12 protein-coding genes, 2 pseudogenes and 1 riboswitch are annotated in these 16,147 nt (G+C 38.9%); of the genes and pseudogenes, 7 read left to right on the top strand and 7 right to left on the bottom strand.

What is annotated here, in order from left to right; genetic code table 11:
* Positions 1 to 148 precede the first annotated feature (148 nt).
* A pseudogene (locus RGF10_RS03120) lies at positions 149 to 1,083 on the top strand (VanW family protein).
* Between the two features lie 160 nt (positions 1,084 to 1,243).
* Here the strand turns inward: RGF10_RS03120 and RGF10_RS03115 are convergent.
* From RGF10_RS03115 to RGF10_RS03105, 3 genes are all read right to left on the bottom strand, one after another.
* Positions 1,244 to 2,464 (bottom strand): putative bifunctional diguanylate cyclase/phosphodiesterase, encoded by a 1,221-nt coding sequence (locus RGF10_RS03115; RefSeq protein ID WP_318507191.1) that lies wholly within the window; start codon positions 2,462 to 2,464, stop codon positions 1,244 to 1,246.
* Positions 2,398 to 3,531 (bottom strand): PAS domain-containing protein, encoded by a 1,134-nt coding sequence (locus RGF10_RS03110; protein ID WP_318507190.1) that lies wholly within the window; start codon positions 3,529 to 3,531, stop codon positions 2,398 to 2,400. The genes RGF10_RS03115 and RGF10_RS03110 overlap by 67 nt, the downstream gene beginning before the upstream one ends.
* A 171-nt stretch (positions 3,532 to 3,702) precedes the next feature.
* Positions 3,703 to 3,903: a cold-shock protein gene (locus RGF10_RS03105; RefSeq protein ID WP_318507188.1), complete on the bottom strand. Its 201-nt coding sequence runs from the start codon at positions 3,901 to 3,903 to the stop codon at positions 3,703 to 3,705.
* 262 nt (positions 3,904 to 4,165) lie between these two features.
* Here RGF10_RS03105 and RGF10_RS03100 point away from each other — a divergent pair, with 262 nt between their 5' ends.
* A complete protein-coding gene (locus RGF10_RS03100; protein ID WP_318507186.1) occupies positions 4,166 to 4,840 on the top strand; it encodes a DUF975 family protein in 675 nt (224 codons plus the stop codon).
* Positions 4,841 to 5,129: 289 nt separating this feature from the next.
* Here the strand turns inward: RGF10_RS03100 and RGF10_RS03095 are convergent, their stop codons facing one another.
* Positions 5,130 to 6,335 (bottom strand): toxic anion resistance protein, encoded by a 1,206-nt coding sequence (locus tag RGF10_RS03095; RefSeq protein WP_318507184.1) that lies wholly within the window; start codon positions 6,333 to 6,335, stop codon positions 5,130 to 5,132.
* Positions 6,332 to 6,988, bottom strand: coding sequence for a 5-bromo-4-chloroindolyl phosphate hydrolysis family protein (locus RGF10_RS03090; RefSeq protein ID WP_318507182.1), 657 nt, complete (start codon positions 6,986 to 6,988; stop codon positions 6,332 to 6,334). Before RGF10_RS03090 ends, RGF10_RS03095 begins: the two co-directional genes overlap by 4 nt.
* Before the next feature lie 598 nt (positions 6,989 to 7,586).
* On the opposite strand from RGF10_RS03090, the gene RGF10_RS03085 reads away from it, so the two are divergent.
* From RGF10_RS03085 to RGF10_RS03075, 3 genes and pseudogenes are all read left to right on the top strand, one after another.
* Positions 7,587 to 9,224 carry a spore germination protein gene (locus RGF10_RS03085; RefSeq protein WP_318507180.1) on the top strand — a complete coding sequence of 546 codons (1,638 nt, stop codon included), beginning with the start codon at positions 7,587 to 7,589 and terminating at the stop codon, positions 9,222 to 9,224.
* A pseudogene (locus tag RGF10_RS03080) lies at positions 9,199 to 10,343 on the top strand (Ger(x)C family spore germination protein). The gene RGF10_RS03085 and the pseudogene RGF10_RS03080 overlap by 26 nt, the downstream one beginning before the upstream one ends.
* A gap of 322 nt (positions 10,344 to 10,665) precedes the next feature.
* Positions 10,666 to 11,691 (top strand): GerAB/ArcD/ProY family transporter, encoded by a 1,026-nt coding sequence (locus RGF10_RS03075; protein ID WP_318509320.1) that lies wholly within the window; start codon positions 10,666 to 10,668, stop codon positions 11,689 to 11,691.
* Between the two features lie 63 nt (positions 11,692 to 11,754).
* Here the strand turns inward: RGF10_RS03075 and RGF10_RS03070 are convergent, their stop codons facing one another.
* Together RGF10_RS03070 and RGF10_RS03065 are read right to left on the bottom strand one after the other, a co-directional pair.
* Positions 11,755 to 13,143, bottom strand: a complete 1,389-nt coding sequence (locus RGF10_RS03070; protein WP_318509318.1) for an amino acid permease — start codon at positions 13,141 to 13,143, stop codon at positions 11,755 to 11,757.
* A gap of 207 nt (positions 13,144 to 13,350) precedes the next feature.
* Positions 13,351 to 13,544, bottom strand: a riboswitch (Lysine riboswitch).
* 220 nt (positions 13,545 to 13,764) lie between these two features.
* The gene (locus RGF10_RS03065; RefSeq protein WP_318507177.1) at positions 13,765 to 14,157 is read right to left on the bottom strand and encodes a YkvA family protein; all 393 of its coding nucleotides are present in this window, start codon (positions 14,155 to 14,157) and stop codon (positions 13,765 to 13,767) included.
* 352 nt (positions 14,158 to 14,509) lie between these two features.
* Here RGF10_RS03065 and RGF10_RS03060 point away from each other — a divergent pair, with 352 nt between their 5' ends.
* Together RGF10_RS03060 and RGF10_RS03055 are read left to right on the top strand one after the other, a co-directional pair.
* Complete coding sequence (locus tag RGF10_RS03060) at positions 14,510 to 15,004, top strand: hypothetical protein (RefSeq protein ID WP_318507175.1); 495 nt, start codon at positions 14,510 to 14,512, stop codon at positions 15,002 to 15,004.
* A gap of 28 nt (positions 15,005 to 15,032) precedes the next feature.
* Positions 15,033 to 15,983 (top strand): trypsin-like peptidase domain-containing protein, encoded by a 951-nt coding sequence (locus tag RGF10_RS03055; protein WP_318507174.1) that lies wholly within the window; start codon positions 15,033 to 15,035, stop codon positions 15,981 to 15,983.
* Positions 15,984 to 16,147 lie beyond the last annotated feature (164 nt).

Genomic DNA, 16,147 nt, shown 5'->3' with positions numbered 1-16,147 from the left:
TGTTTATGATTATTTTAACCATAATTTCCGTTTAAAATATCGTGTTGTTGTATGTATTGAATGCGGGATAGCTATTTGGGACCCTACTTCATTTATGTAAATTAATTTCCAACCTTATCACATGAAAGCGTTGGATCCTACTCATACTATGAGTGAGGTGAGATTAGTGAATATACTTTGTGTTTTAGCACTTATCCTCTTAAATCAGAACGTTGAAGTTCCAGCAGATAACTTATCCATTAATTCGAAGGGTGAGACCATTTCGGTCGTGAATCGCTCGGATTTTTTGCTGCCCGCTCCATTACTCCCATTTTTAAATCTTGAAGGTTTAGGACAGCTGGAGGACCAAGTCGAAGCACAAATTAAGAAAGAGCCCGTTAATGCGAGTCTTGACCAATCAGGAAATCTGATTGAGGAAAAAACAGGCGCAGTATTGAATCACAATGAATTTAGAAATCGATTCTATCAGTATTTTTATAGTACTGGTCCAAAAACAATCGAGGTACCTATCCAGCCAACCTATCCGCGGGTTGACAGTGAGCTTCTCTCTGATATTCGTACAGATATGATTGGTCACTATGTGACGTATTATAATTCCGGAAATCAAGAAAGGTCACATAATATTTCACTGGCAACAGCCGCAATAAACAATTCTGTCATTTTTCCCAGGTGAGACCTTTTCCTTTAATAAAGTTGTCGGAAAAAGAACAAAAGACAAAGGGTACTTATCAGCACCGGTAATCGTCAAGGGAGAGCTTACCGAAGGGATTGGCGGAGGGATTTGCCAGGTTTCTTCAACCTTATATAATGCTGTGGATCAGTCTGGAATGGAAATAATTGAACGCTATTCCCACAGCAAAAAGGTACCCTATGTCCCTGCTGAGCGAGATGCTACTGTAAGCTGGTACGGACCTGATTTTTCATTCCGAAATGGCTATAATCAACCTATCCTTATTAGGGCAATTGCCACCAATGGAAAAATGATCGTTATGGTTTTCTCATCTGAATCAATAAACAATATACCCAGATCGATCCCGCGCATGTTCCGGAAAATTGCCACCAGAAATACCTGCTCAATTATAATGAGCAGGTTTTTTTGTGGATGAATGTAGCCAGCGCTTTAATACTTTACCACAGCGGGGGTCTGACCCCCACCTCTTTAACGCTTTGCTTCGCCGGGGACTGTCCCCCGCCGCTTTAACGCATTACCTCGCCGGGGACTGTCCCCCACTGCTTTAACGCTTTACTTTGTTTTCAAGTAGTTGAGTAGCTGGGTTGGTGGGAGTGGCTTGGTGATGTAGTTGCCTTGGAATTGGTCGATTGCTCGGTTTTGGATAAATGTTAATTCTGCTGCTGTTTCTACCCCTTCGGCGACAACCTGCATATTTAAACCATGGGCCAACGTGATAATCGATTGGACTATTGCTGCTTTCTCTTCGTTTTGATCTACTTTCTCGATGAAGGACTCAGCAATTTTTAGCGCATCAATGTATCGGTATTTTTTCAAGGCACTTATGGATGTATCGCCAGTTCCAAAATCATCAAGTGAAACATAGACTCCCATTCTTTTAAGCTTAGCTACTCCATTGTACACCTCTTCGCTCTCAGCAGCCCACTTTCCTTTGGTTATTTCAACCTCTAAAAAACGCGGTTCTAAACCCGATTCAGATAATATTTCCTGAACTTTATCAGGAAAGCTCTTTTGGTTAAACTGCAATAGGGATACGTTTACAGCAATTCGGATTGCTGAATAACCTTGTTCTTGCCACTGCTTCATTTGGAAACAGGCTTCCCTCATCACCCAATCGCCTAGCCTACTAATTAATCCTGTTTTTTCAGCAATAGGAATGAACTCTGATGGTCGGAGTATTCCCCTGACTGGATGATTCCAGCGGATTAGTGCTTCAATTGCAATTACTGTTAGTGTTTTAGCATCGATTTTTGGCTGGTAGACAAGCGAAAACTCTTGATTTTCCAACGCTCTAGAAAAGTCATTTTCAAATTCAAATATTTTTTGACTCTGAGAAACAATATCCTCACTGTATCGTTTTACTTGATTTCCACCCATCCTCTTTGCCTGAAACATGGCTGAATCAGCAGATTGAACAAGTGATGTCGTGGTACTTCCATGATTGGGATAAAGAGCAACACCAATGCTGATCTTTGAATGAATCGAAACTCCCTCAATTTCAAATGGCGTTTCAAACCCTTTAAGAATCGTTTCAGAAAAATTATCAATTTCAACTTCATAATTTTTAATACGATAAATAATCGTAAATTCATCTCCGCCCAGTCGGGCAATGAACCCCTCTTCTCCTACAATCGTCCGAAGCCGTTCACTTGTTTTTTGGAGCAGCTCATCCCCAGCTAAATGACCTAAATGATCATTTACGATTTTTAAACGATCGAGGTCCAAATAGAACAAAGCAAGTTTGCCTCGCTCTTGCTTAACTGAAGTGAGCAATCTTTCGAATTCAGATAAAAAATAATGCCGGTTGGGAGTCCAGTCAATGAATCGAAATAAGCCATTTGTTGAATGGTTTGGAGGTGTTGCTTTTGTTCGGTAATGTTTCTGATAAAGGCAAAAATCCCGGTAATCTCATGATCATCGTTCGTTAATGGCATAATGCTAATGGCAACATTGGCAATTTCCCCATGAGTATCTCTAATTTTTGTTTCATAGCGAATCGATTCACCTTGCAATACTCTATCAAATATCTCCTTTGCCTTAACCAGCTCTTTTTTGTAAACAAATACTTCAAAGTGCTGACCAATAATCTCAGATCGAACATAGCCGAAGTTTTCGATACCAGCTTTATTGACATCCGTAATAATCCCATGAAAGTCCATGATTATAGCTGCATCCATGTTGGATTCAAACAAACGACGGTATAATTGTTCACTATGTTTTAAATGTGTTACTAACTGTTGTTTCTCAGTTACATCTGCAACAGTACTAAGAATAACCGTTTCACCATTGAATTCCCCAAGCTTCACCCTAAATTCAAGTGCCATCGACACTCCATCTTTTCTAGAAATCATGGCCGTATAATGCTCAGGAACAGCCTTATCATGTATAAATCGTTTTCGAACAGTTTCAGCAAGCATTGCACTTGTTTTAGCATCAAATATTTCTGCCTCATTAAACCTTTTACCTATAATATCTATTTCTTCAACGTCCAAAATGCTGCTTAATCTTTTATTTGCATAAATAAATCCGTTCTCACCGTAGATATAACAACCAATTGGTGCATTATCGAGGATTTGCTTGAGTTGATTATATTTCTCTAATAAAAGCTGATCTGACATATTGTTCCTTTTTAGTGCAGGATAAAATAGAAGATAAAAAATCGGTGCCGTAATAATGATCATAGATAGCAAACCAATAATATCCTTCATCCACTTTGAAATAGTTAAGTCTTCAAGTATCCCTTCTAAAAACAATTCACGAACAACACATCCGATTAAATAGGAAATAACCAATTGCATAATAACCTTTGGAACACTTATAGATAAATGATTATGCTTCACAAACATACTCCTCAAAACAATAATAAGTCTTTATAAGAAAAAAATAACATACTACCATATAAGATACTACTATCATTGCACGATTACGATTAAAACAAACATTTAGCACCGCCCCTTAAGTCCAAAAAAAATGCATAGGTTGAAGTTCAACCCATGCATGGACTCGTTCAATTATGCTTTATGAACATTAGCAGCTTGCGGGCCACGTTGGCCTTGTTCAACATCAAACGTAACCTCTTGACCTTCTTCTAGCGATTTATAGCCTTCTGATTGAATAGCTGAAAAATGAACAAATACATCTTCTCCACCTTCGCGCTCAATAAAGCCAAAGCCCTTCTCACTGTTAAACCATTTTACTTTTCCACGTTCCATTTCGTTGCCTCCTAGCACACAAATATACACAAAAATTCAAATGAATCCTGCAAATTGTATTATATCCATTAAATTGAAATCTTAAACACAAATTCCATTTTAAGGACAAATTCATAACTTAATACATTAGGACAAGGTATGCTGAATAAACATTAATTGTTTGAACAAACAGTAATGATATAATTTAGTTACACGGTAAAGTCATTATGCGAGAAGAGGAAGAGGTACATTCCTTTTCCCGAAAAAGAAAGGAAGAAAAACAATGTCTATTTCTTTGATAAAGAAACAGGCTCTTAGTGTTCTTAAGGGACAATGGGGCTTGGCAGTATCGCTCACGTTAATCGTATTTTTAATCAGTTCAATCATTCCTAGTATTTTCGAAGGAATTTTTAGTGGAAGTTTTTCAAATTGGCTTATGCAAGACACTGTGCCGCCTCTTGCTAGCTTAATTAGCACATTGGTCTCCATCGCCTTGATTCCATTGACCGTTTCAGCTCTTTGGTTTTTCTTAGCATTGGTTCGTATGGAAGGTCCGAAAATTTCTGATGTATTTTCGGTATTTAAAGATAGTAAAACATATTTTAAGCTGATAGGCGCATCCCTGTTAATTGGCATTTTCGTCTTTTTATGGTCCCTTCTGCTCCTAATTCCAGGCATCATTAAATCCCTTTCATATTCTCAAACCTATCTATTGTTAAAGGACCATCCTGAATATTCAATCCTTGAAGCTATTACTGAAAGTCGAAAGCGGATGAATGGGTACAAATGGCAGTATTTTTTATTAAATTTGAGCTTTATTGGCTGGGCAATTCTATCCATAATTACCTTAGGTATTGGCTTTTTGTGGCTTTCACCTTATATTTCAACTGCAACAGCTACATTTTATAATGAGTTGATTAGCTATCAGGATCGATATAAGGAAGAAGAACCAATTTAAACAAATTGGCTGCGATAAAGATCGGTGATGATATTAGAGCACTATGTTGATTGGAGTGGAAGGTGCGAAAACTCCTGCGCGGAAAGGGAGCACCTGGAGCGGAAATAAACAGACAAATACAATATAAAAAAGGCTGTTAGGGGGGAATCTCCTTAACAGCCTTTCCTATTAATTTGAAATTGAATGAAGTCAACATTTTAATCTGTGTTATTACTCTATTAAAAAGAATTTCTTTTATAACTTAAATATAAACATTCGACTGGAAATGGGTCGGATTTTCAAAAAATATTTATTTTCCGTCTTTGATTTCGAGTAATTTTAGTCTTAATTCATTTTCCATTGATGAGAGTTCCTGTTCTGCAGCTCGACGTTTGTGGCGACCTTCTTCTTGTATGCGAAGAGTCTCTTCAAGGGTCGAAACAAGGCTGGCCTGAGTTTTCTTTAGGGTTTCAATGTCAACAAGTCCGCGCTCATTTTCTTTTGCGGTCTCAATTGTATTGGTTTTCAGCATTTCTGCATTTTTTAATAAAAGCTCATTCGTCGTCTTCGAAACTTGCTTTTGTGCTTCTACTGCATGACGCTGCCGCAACAAGGTTAGGGCAATTGCCACCTGATTTTTCCAGAGTGGAATCGCCGTCACGATCGAAGATTGAATTTTCTCCACGAGCGCTTGGTTTGTGTTCTGGATTAGGCGAATTTGTGGCGCACTCTGAATCGTAATTTCTCGGCTTAATTTCAAGTCATACAAGCGTTTATCAAGACGGTCCGTGAACTGAATCATATCATTTACTTCTTGAAATTTCATTTGATCCTGTGTCGTTTCAGCGGCCTTTTTCAGAGCCGGAATGGTTTTTGTATTAAGCTCTTCAAGCTTCAATTCGCCTGCTGCAATATAAATATTTAACGCATGGAAGTATTCCTTATTTGTCTCGTATAGCTTTTCAAGCATTCCGATGTCGGACAATAACACGTTTTTGCTGCGGTCCAACTTTACACTGATGCGATCAATCTGCGCACTTGTTTTTTGGTATTTGGACAGCACCTCTTGAATCGAGCCTGAAATTTTGCCGAACATACGCGAGAATAACCCCTGCTTTTCTTGCTTCAGTTCATCCGGGCTTATTTCATTCAGTCGCTTCATCAAGTCATTGATGATTTCCCCGACTTCACCGACATCCTTTTTTTGCACATGCTCTAGCATCGTATGGGAAAATGATAACAGCTTGCTTTGCGCCTGTGTCCCATATAAAATCATCGATTGTTGGTTCCTCGGATCAATTTGCTGGGCAAGTTGGATTGCCTTTTGCCGGCTTTCTGGTGGGATTACATCAATTAGTTTAACTGGCTTATCTTGTCCAATTTTTTGTTGCTGTAACTGGGGCTGTAATGGATCATCCTGAGCATTGGGGTCTTTTGTCTCTCCAAATGGATTTGCAAGCATATCATCCAGTACATGGTCGGTGCGATTGAACAAAGTTGGTTCTTTTTCACTCATTTTTTCAACCTGCTTTCCTCAATGAATTTAGAATCTTGTTTGGTCTTAATCGCAAATTTTGCGACATCTACTTCGAAATTCAGGTGATCAATATCATCGGAAAGAACAACGTATAAGTCTTTTTCAATAACTTTTGATAAGTCGTTTAGAGTCTGGCGTGTCATACGCAACGTGTCGTTAAGCTCAAGTGTTTTTTTAGGCTGACTAGATAAGAGCGCATATTTTTCAGAGATCTCTACAATTGAATCGAGATGCGAAAAATAAAATTCCTCAGCTTGATAAAACCGCTTCGGTTCTCTTTTAGTTAGGTTGTATATCCGTCGTGTAATTCGGACAATATCGATTCTTTGCTTAAACGACGGGATTTCGCGGATATGAAAAACGGAACGGTTTAAGCGCTTGATTTTTTGTTTTGCTTCTTCTAAATTCTTTTTTATATAACGATATTCCTTTCGTGTCAGCTGATTTTTTTTCAGGAAATGGGTCTTCAGCACTAAAGAAATAAGCCAATAAACACCAAATCCGAAAGCCAAAGAATATGCTGATGAAGGCCAAAAGGTTTGATCAAATACGAAAAAGCTTAACAGCCATGCGGATATGGCTGTTGGTATAGCAGCGAATATTCCTACAAAAAACGAAATAAACGGGTTCATTGTATATCGACTCCTGACTTTTTAATCCATACTATTCATACGTACAATTAAGAACAATGTTTCAATCTCAACACAAATTATAAAGTCCTTATTTTTGAATCTTCACTCTATACTTACAGAATACACCAAACATCCCCAATTTCCTATAGACCACAAAACTAAATAACACTAAGACCAGAGACCTAGATATTCTGAAGAAATAAACGAAAGTTCCTTTATCGTATTAAAGCAGCGGGGGACTGTCCCCCGCTGCTTTAATGCGTTAATTCTATGATATTACCAAATAATTTCCAACACAATACCCCGTACGCTGTTATTTACAATTAATTCCAATTATAGCTTTCTCGTAAAAATTATTTTTGTACCCGAAACAATTATTTTAAGATATGTTTTTGCGACAATTTCCAACCCTATAAAAAGCCATAAAAACCTCTATATATCAAGTTTCTAACAAGTATTTCATGTTTCGAAATAATATTATTTTTTATATAACTTTAGCAAAAACCTGCTCCCTAAACCTATGAAACACATGTATATTATTCCAATATCCTGCTAAATATTATATTTACATCAAGATAATTTTACCTAGAGGTGTACCATGTTTAGTCGGATTAAAATGTCTCGTCGCAAACTATTTCGAAAAGCCTTTTCAGATTCGCACAAACAAAACAAAAATACATCGATCAATGTTGAAAAGAGCACTGTCATGACGAATAGTAAAGGGGCTCGTTTAGATCAATTTGAGCAAGTGAGCCAATCTCTCCAACAGAATAGAAATTTTCTTGAGACTTCATTAGGACGGAATGTCGGCGTAATTAATAGAGGCTTTAATATGGGAGAAAACTCATCGCATCCTGCTCTTTTATTTGCCATATCCGGAATGGTTGAGACAACCGTTATTAATGAAAATGTTTTAGGTCCGTTAATGAATATGTCTCCACCTAATTCGAGTCTGCCTCTTTTAACCTATTTAAAAGAATCGGTTCTCTCTGTGGCAGAAATTGAGTATGAAATTAATCTTCATCTAATCGCCAATGAACTTTTCGGTGGGAAAATCATTGTTTTTATCGAAGGCGAGGATGCTGCGCTTGTTATTAATGCACAGGCGTGGGAAATGCGAGGAATCGAACAGCCTATTACCGAAACAGTGATAAGGGGTCCCAGAGACGCTTTTACTGAAGACCTTTCAACTAATATCTCACTGCTAAGAAGGAGAATCCGTAATCCAAACCTGCGCTGTGAGCCTTTCATAATTGGGAAGCAAACTCATACAAAAATCGTAATTGCTTATATTGACGGAATTGTAGACACAGAGATTTTAACAGAAGTGTATCGGAGACTGGAGAATATTGATATAGATTCAGTTTTAGAATCTGGCTATATTGAACAATACATCGAGGATGCTCCCTTTTCTATTTTTCCTACGGTCGGCAATCAAGAAAAACCAGATATTGTCGCCGCCCAATTGCTCGAAGGAAGAGTTTCGATTTTTGTTGATGGTACTCCAATTGTTCTAACTGTTCCCTACTTGCTGATTAATCATTTTCAAGTTTCTGAGGACTATTTTTCAAGACCGTATTATTCAAATTTTGTCCGTGTGTTGCGCGTCGTAAGTTTCTTTATTTCCACCTTATTGCCTGGAATTTTTGTTGCAATCCAATATTATCATCCGATCCTAATCCCTTTTTCATTGCTCGTTAAATTCTTTGTAACAAGAGCCAACGTTCCATTTCAGCTTTATATTGAAATCATTGTTATGCTGATTGTTTTTGAGATTATTCGTGAATCCGGCCTTAGGATGCCAAAGCCTGTCGGTCAAGCGGTCAGCCTTGTCGGAGCCCTCATTTTAGGAGAGGCAGCTGTACAAGCTGGCTTAGTTGGTATACCAGTTGTCGTTACGGTGGCTTTAGTCGGTATTTCGTCTTTTCCAGTAAATTCACTCTCAGAACCAATCAGTTTATTACGAATCGTGTTTGTCATTGCCGGCGCAACCTTTGGTCTGTTTGGAATCCTGATTGTCGGGATGATTGTAGTCAGTCATTTGGCCTCACTAAGATCCTTTGGTGTACCCTTTACCGCTCCACTTTTTCCAATCAAAATCCAAGATTGGGGAGATAGTATGATGCGACTTCCACTTTGGCTTCTTACTAGACGCCCGGTTACCTTTAAGTCTCGAAATCCTGTCAAACAAAAGTTAGGGGGGCTTTCTGGTGAAGGACGTAGAGGAAAAGAATAAGCATCCAATATTATTATTTTGTATCCTGCTCACAATTGTTTTTCTTTTATCCGGATGCAATAGAGAAGAACTCGATGGGATGGTCATTCTCTCAGCAATCGGAATTGACCAAATCGAGAATGACAAAGTAAAGCTGACGCTTGCATTAATTGACACTAGGCCAACTGAACAGCAGGAAGCAAAAGGGATCCATGTCTATACCAGTGAAGGCGATACGATTTTTGATGCTGCACGAGCGTTGATTGATAAAGTCGGAAAACAACCAATATGGCCCTATATTAAAATTGTTGTCCTCGGCCAGTCCGTGACAAAGACGAACATCCTTCCTTATTTAGACTTTTTAAATCGAAACAATGCCGTTCAGCCAAATCCTTATATTCTTTTATCAAAAAAGGATGCCAGTGACATTATTAAAGCCAAGGTTGACTTCTCTTCGATTCCCGCTGTGATTATCGAGAAAATGCTTGAGCAACAAGGCGAAGTTGCATTCACACCTGCTATCAAACTTCACCAGTTTACAGAGATGATGCTATCTCCAAAGCGGGTTGGCTATTTGGCCATTATTGATACCGTGAAAAAAGGGAAAGAAGAGATGCCAAAAATTAAGAATACAGGAGTCATTAAGGATGCAAAGTGGGTTGGTAATTTAAATACTCAAGAAACAAGAGGACTGCTTTGGCTAAAAGATGAGGTAAAAGGCGGCATTCTTGTTATTCCAGCTTTACAAGGAACTGGAAAAATCGGATTAGAAATACTGGACCAAACAAAGTTAGACATTAAACCAAAATTTGCACATGGTAGCATTCAATCAATTAACGTTGAGTTGAATTGTACGGTAAGTATCGGAGAAATGTTAACCGAGTATACCGCCTTAAATCATAAAAAAATCGATGAAATAAAATTGATTGCAGAGCAGGTGATAAAAAAGAAATCCTTGATTCTGTCATTAGAGCAAAAGAGATGCGAGTAGACATATACGGCTTCGGTGAGGTAATACACCGAACAGCTCCATCATTTTGGAAAAATAACCGGCAAGATTGGGATCATCAATTTGCCAGTATCCCAATCGAGGTTAAGGTGAATGTAGATGTTCGAAATTTAGGGTTATTCAATTATTAGATTGCTTAAGGGAGTCTTTTTGCGATTTTTTGCAATCAAATTCAGGTTCTTTTGGGAGACAACAAATACATAAGAGAAACCGGTGAAGTAAATCCATTATAGTATCGACATGTGGTTTATGGGGTTCAGATTATAAATTCATGAATGTTTCAGAGAAGCTTATTCAAGGTGCTTACGCCCTGATAAGCTTTATCTTTTTCATCACAACACTAAGAGGAGGAAAATATGGGTAAAACAGCCATTGCAACGAGACAGATTTTCTTTATTGTTACCCCTCTTATCGTGATTCCGGGTCACTTTTTCTTGATAAAGGTCTTTTTAGATTGGGCCTGGAAAGGATACATGGTTGGGGATGATCCTTGGATTTGTCCCTGGTCTGCTACTATTTTTTGCCATGGCCATTTTAAGCGAAAAACTGTATGGGAAAACCCTTGTTGAGCACGCACTCGAAACACTCGGACCCTTTTTCGGTAGGATGCTGACACTTCCACTTATTGCTTTTTTCTTTATTCACTCTTGTTTAACTTTATATGGCTTTTCGATTTTCATCACAGCTGTATTTTTGCCACAGCATCGTCTGTGGTTAATCGCACTGGTATTTGCGATTGCCGTATTTTATACGGTCCACCTAGGGATTGAGGTCATTGCCAGAGTATCGGAATGGATTATTATCTTAAATATTTTAGCCGGTATATTTGTCTCATTGGCATTAAAGCCACTGAAGGACTATAAAAAGCTACTTCCGATTATGGAAAATGGAATCGATCCAATTATCCCGGTCATCCTCGTTATCCTAGCCTTATTTGGCGAAATAATTGTCCTGTTAATGATCAATATTCAGCGGCCCGAGCAAAAGTCGATTTCGTTTCGAAAAGTATATCTTCTTACGTTTATCGGAAATTTAATTATTTTTCCTTCTACAGCTGCTGGGGTAATTGCGATCTTTGGTGAAAATCAAGCGACAAAATTTATGTATCCAGTTGAAAGTATGGTTCGTTTAATTAATGTCGGCTTTATTGAACGCTTTGATATTTATGGACTGACCATCATGTCAGTGTCCGCCTATTTGCGGCTCGCTCTTCTCCATTACGGAGCTAGCGTCGCTGTCGCAAATTGGTTCAAACTAAAGGATTACCATCTAGTTAACTGGGTTTTGGGTGGTTTAGTTTTAGTGGTCTCCTTGAATACCTTTGATACGGCAATTGATTTTTATGATTTTATGGAAAAATATTATGTATACGGCCTCGTGTTTAGTGCAGCTATTCTTATTTTGGCCATAATTGTGGTGGTTGCTTCAAAATATAAAAACAGTGTGAAAAAAATAAATGACAGTCACAGGATGTCATAAGCATTATAATAGAAAAAAGCTGTGAACCCCCTCTATTTGGTTCACAGCTTTTTCTAAGCTTCATTATTGCTTTAACGTTGGGGTTAAATCGCATTCTTCTAATGGAATAACCTTTGTTTTTTTAACCACTTTATAGCCTAACCATACTACTAGGAACAATGGTAAGCCGATATAGGAAACCATTACCCCGTACCAATCGATTGAATCACCCATGAACGCTTGATAATTTTGACCTAAAACAACAAACGCACAAAGAACGAATGCAAAAATCGGACCGAATGGGAACCATTTTGCTCGATATGGTAGTTCTGATAGGCTGCGTCCTTGTGCAGCAAAGGCTTTACGGAAACGATAATGACTCACAGCAATTCCTAACCAAACAATAAAGCCTGACATACCTGATGCATTTAGTAACCAAATATAAACGGCACCATCACCGAATAAAGAAGCGAAAAAGGCAACAAGTCCAACAGCAGACGTTACAAGCAATGCATTAACGGGAACACCACGTCCATCAACACTAGCTAAGAATTTCGGCGCTTTGCCTTCCTTTGCAAGGTTCCAAAGCATACGTGTAGATGCATACATTCCAGAGTTACCTGCTGATAAAACGGATGTTAAGATAACAGCATTCATTGCTGATGCAGCAAACGCAAATCCTGCACGTTTAAATATTAGCGTGAACGGACTAAGCGTTACATCGCCACTTGCTAAAGATTCATTTGTAAAAGGAATTAGCATTCCGATCACGAAAATTGCTAATACATAGAATAATAGAATGCGCCAGAACACTTGGCGAACCGCGCGCGGTACATTGCGGGCTGGGTCTTCACTTTCACCTGCAGCCACCCCAAGAAGCTCTGTTCCTTGGAAGGAGAATCCGGCAACCATGAAAATTCCAATCATCGTGAAGAATCCGCCATGGAAAGGTCCATCTTCTAGCATAAAGTTAGAGAATCCAACAGCTTCTCCCGTAAATACTCCAAAAATCATTAAGATACCGACAGCAAGGAAAATAATAATCGTCACTACTTTGATTAAAGCGAACCAGAACTCTGACTCACCAAAACCTTTAACAGACATATAGTTTAATCCGAACATGATTGCTAAAAATAGTGCGCTCCATAGAAGCGAGGAGCTATCTGGAAGCCAAAATTTCACGATTAAAGCTCCAGCAACTAATTCCGCTGCTACTGTAATCGCCCAGTTATACCAATAGTTCCAACCAAGCGCAAAGCCCAATGATGGATCAACAAATTTTGTTGCATAGGTACTAAACGATCCTGCCTCCGGCATATAAGATGCTAGCTCACCAAGACTTGTCATTAAAAAATAAACCATGATTCCTATAATCACATAAGCAAGTAGTGCCCCTCCTGGGCCTGCTGTATGAATCGCCGATCCACTTGCTAAAAATAGACCTGTACCAATTGCTCCACCAATGGAGATCATCGATAAGTGACGAGCTTGAAGGCCACGCCTTAATTGTGGTTCTTGCTGCTGTGCTTCATCCGACCTGGGTAAAACACGTGCTGTTGCATTGTTTTGACTCATATAAAAAAACTCCTTTTCTTTTTTTAATAGGAAGGAGTGTATTATTTCAATAAAAAAAGCCAACGATTTTCGCAGGCATTCTCTATTTAACACCATCAAACCTTCCATTAAGATAGCTCAACACACCTGCCGTGGTTTATGACAAGCGTGACAGTTCTGTTCCTATTCGGAAACAGCCCCAGCCAAGGCTCTTTAGAGAAAAAGTCCAAGCTTCGGCGATTTTACCTTTCAAGTAACTTCATTGATGTCTCTCCATCTCCATTACTTTACTAATCAAAACCGCGACCTCTACCTCATCGGTTAGGATGAGGGTAAAATATTATATTAGTAGAACATTTTTAACTATAAATCCAGCCGAAAGAAAAGTCAATAACATGTTTTTTCCTAAGCTGGAAAGCAAAAACGCGTTAATGTACTGGGGGACAGTCCCTCACAGGAGTAACGCATTAACGCAATAGGGGACTGTCCCCCACTACACTAAATTGTTAAAGTAGTGAAAGCTTGTCCCCCATTGTCTTCCTATACGCCAAATTTCTTGCGGATCTTTTTCACGATGCCTGCGCCAACCATCTTATCGGCAGTGGCAATAATTTTTTTAATGACTTCTAACACATCCTGATCGCCTGCCCAGTGCTCCCTTACGATGTCAGGGCTCGTATTATTTATTATGTTATTCAGTACATAGGCGGCAACGGCGATATCATCTACATAACCGATTGGACCCATCAATGCTTCAGGAACCAAATCTACAGGGGAGATAAAATAGGCAATTGCGGCTCCTAATTTGGCTTTATCAGAAAAGGTTACATTGTTATCAACCGATAATTTACATAACAAATGGAATAGATCTGGACCAAACATTAATATTTCTACATATTTATTCGTCTTGCCGTCCTCACTTTTTCCCACCACTGCATCTTCTTCCTAAAGCTTTGATAAAAGTCTTCATGCTCCATCATTCCGTTCACCTCTTTCTTCTCATTATTACTATTATTCGACAAAATTATCCCAAACCCCTTGCAATGTTTATGTCATAATTTTGCACAAAACTTAACAAATTAACGCGCTGGGGACAGTCCCCCAGCGCGTTAATTCGTTGCAGTGATGATGATTAAATTTTCCAAGAAATTAGTTCATTTGGCCGTGGATTTTCTTATATGCTAGTACGCTGGTGGGCTAATTTATTTGTGTGTACAAAATAAATTGTTTCATATAGTGAATATAGTTATAAAGGCTTTACATTCCTTTATAAGAGGTGAGTGTGATGAAAAAGAGGGCCTTATTTACCGTACCGATTAGCATATTGCTTATTGCGGTAATCGTTACTTCTTTCTTTCTAATGAGCATTAAACCAAACACTTCTCACATTGATCAAGCTAAGAAGCTAGCTGAATATTCTAAGCCGGCCGTTGTTCGAGTCTATGACTACGCCATCGTTCAATGGGAGTTATATGACGTTTTCCCTGAATTGGAAGCACTCCTTCAACAACTAGATTACCAGACCTTTGTTGGTGGATATGGTTCAGGTGCCATTATTACGCCTGATGGATATGTCGTAACCAATGCACACGTGGTTAGCACTACCCAAATGTCGGATGAAGAAATTCTGCAGGAAGCCTTAATCCAACTCTCCTCCATTGTTGCGGAGTACTTCCAAACGGATATTGAAACGGCTTATGTATATTTAATTCAAGTTTTAGGATATACAAACCTGACAAGACAGACAGAGGTATACTTACCTGGGTGGAGATGTACTTGATGGCGAGATTAAAAGCTACGGCTCACCAGTGGGTGAAAAAGATGGAGACTGGAAGGACGTTGCGGTCTTAAAAATAGAAGGTAAAAACCTTCCAACATTGAAATTGGGTAATTCCGATGCCGTAGAAGATCAAGAAAAAGTATGGGCAATTGGTTACCCTTCAGTAGTAGAATTTAACATACTATCAGTTGATTCTTCATTAGAGTCAACCATGAACTCCGGTGAAATTTCGGCTACATCTAAAAAGCTGGAAACAGGAACGAGCGTCATTCAAATTAACGCTGCAACGTCAACCGGTAACAGTGGTGGACCAGTTATTAATGATAAAGGGGAAATAGTAGGTCTCCTCACCTTCGGCTCAGAATTAACTGGATTTGACTTTATGATGCCGGTTAACACCGTAAAAGAATTTGTCAATCAAGCTGGCGCCAAAAATACTAGCAGCGAAACAGATAAATTATTTAAGGAAGGTCTGGACCTGTATTGGGGTGGATACTATAAAGATGCCTTAGAAAAATTTGAATCGGTTAAACGAATCTTCCCAAATCATTCATCTATCGATAAATACATTACCGATTCTGAGAAAAAGGTAGATGATAGTAAAATCCTCTGGTCTAATTATTCGACTATCTTCTATATAGTCGACGGTTTGGCAGGATTACTGATTATCATTTTAATGCTGTTTACGTTTGTTTTCGTTCCGAAAAAACCAAAAGTGATGGCGATTACTGCTGGAGGACCCGCAGTTGATCATCGAGCAGGACCAAGAATTACTCAGCAAACAGAATCGCTACCAAGAGCCGGAGCAGGACCTGGATCGGGACCAATCGCTGGAGCGAGTCCGCCGACATCACCTAATCATAATGCACCAAACCAAAATAATGTTGGAAATATAGATAGCCCAGATGCTCAGCTCAGCAGTCAGCAACAGCAAACACCACAATCGCCGAAAACGGATGATCAAAACAAAAATGAATAATGCCTGGGCTAATAAAGCGGGAATGGGCATGGGCAAACACAATCCCACATTATAAAATATGAGACAAACAAGCGGACTAGAACTTCAATTCTAGTCCGCCTGTTTCATTTGGAGGTTTGTCACTAACGCACTAATGCAATGGGGGTCTGACCCCCACTACACTA

Origin of the sequence: Bacillus sp. T3, assembly GCF_033449965.1 — a bacterium.
Classification (GTDB): Bacteria; Bacillota; Bacilli; order Bacillales; family Cytobacillaceae; genus Bacillus_BU.
The sequence above is the reverse complement of the archived record's forward strand: the minus strand, read 5'-3'. Positions and strand labels throughout refer to the sequence as shown.

Excerpts from the sequence above, each read along its gene's own strand:
- RGF10_RS03090 (WP_318507182.1), bottom strand. The coding sequence starts at position 6,988 with ATGAACCCGTTTATTTCGTTTTTTGTAGGAATATTCGCTGCTATACCA.
- RGF10_RS03105 (WP_318507188.1), bottom strand. The coding sequence starts at position 3,903 with ATGGAACGTGGAAAAGTAAAATGGTTTAACAGTGAGAAGGGCTTTGGC.
- RGF10_RS03060 (WP_318507175.1), top strand. The coding sequence starts at position 14,510 with ATGAAAAAGAGGGCCTTATTTACCGTACCGATTAGCATATTGCTTATT.
- RGF10_RS03095 (WP_318507184.1), bottom strand. The coding sequence starts at position 6,335 with ATGAGTGAAAAAGAACCAACTTTGTTCAATCGCACCGACCATGTACTG.
- RGF10_RS03100 (WP_318507186.1), top strand. The coding sequence starts at position 4,166 with ATGTCTATTTCTTTGATAAAGAAACAGGCTCTTAGTGTTCTTAAGGGA.
- RGF10_RS03085 (WP_318507180.1), top strand. The coding sequence starts at position 7,587 with ATGTTTAGTCGGATTAAAATGTCTCGTCGCAAACTATTTCGAAAAGCC.
- RGF10_RS03070 (WP_318509318.1), bottom strand. The coding sequence starts at position 13,143 with ATGATCTCCATTGGTGGAGCAATTGGTACAGGTCTATTTTTAGCAAGT.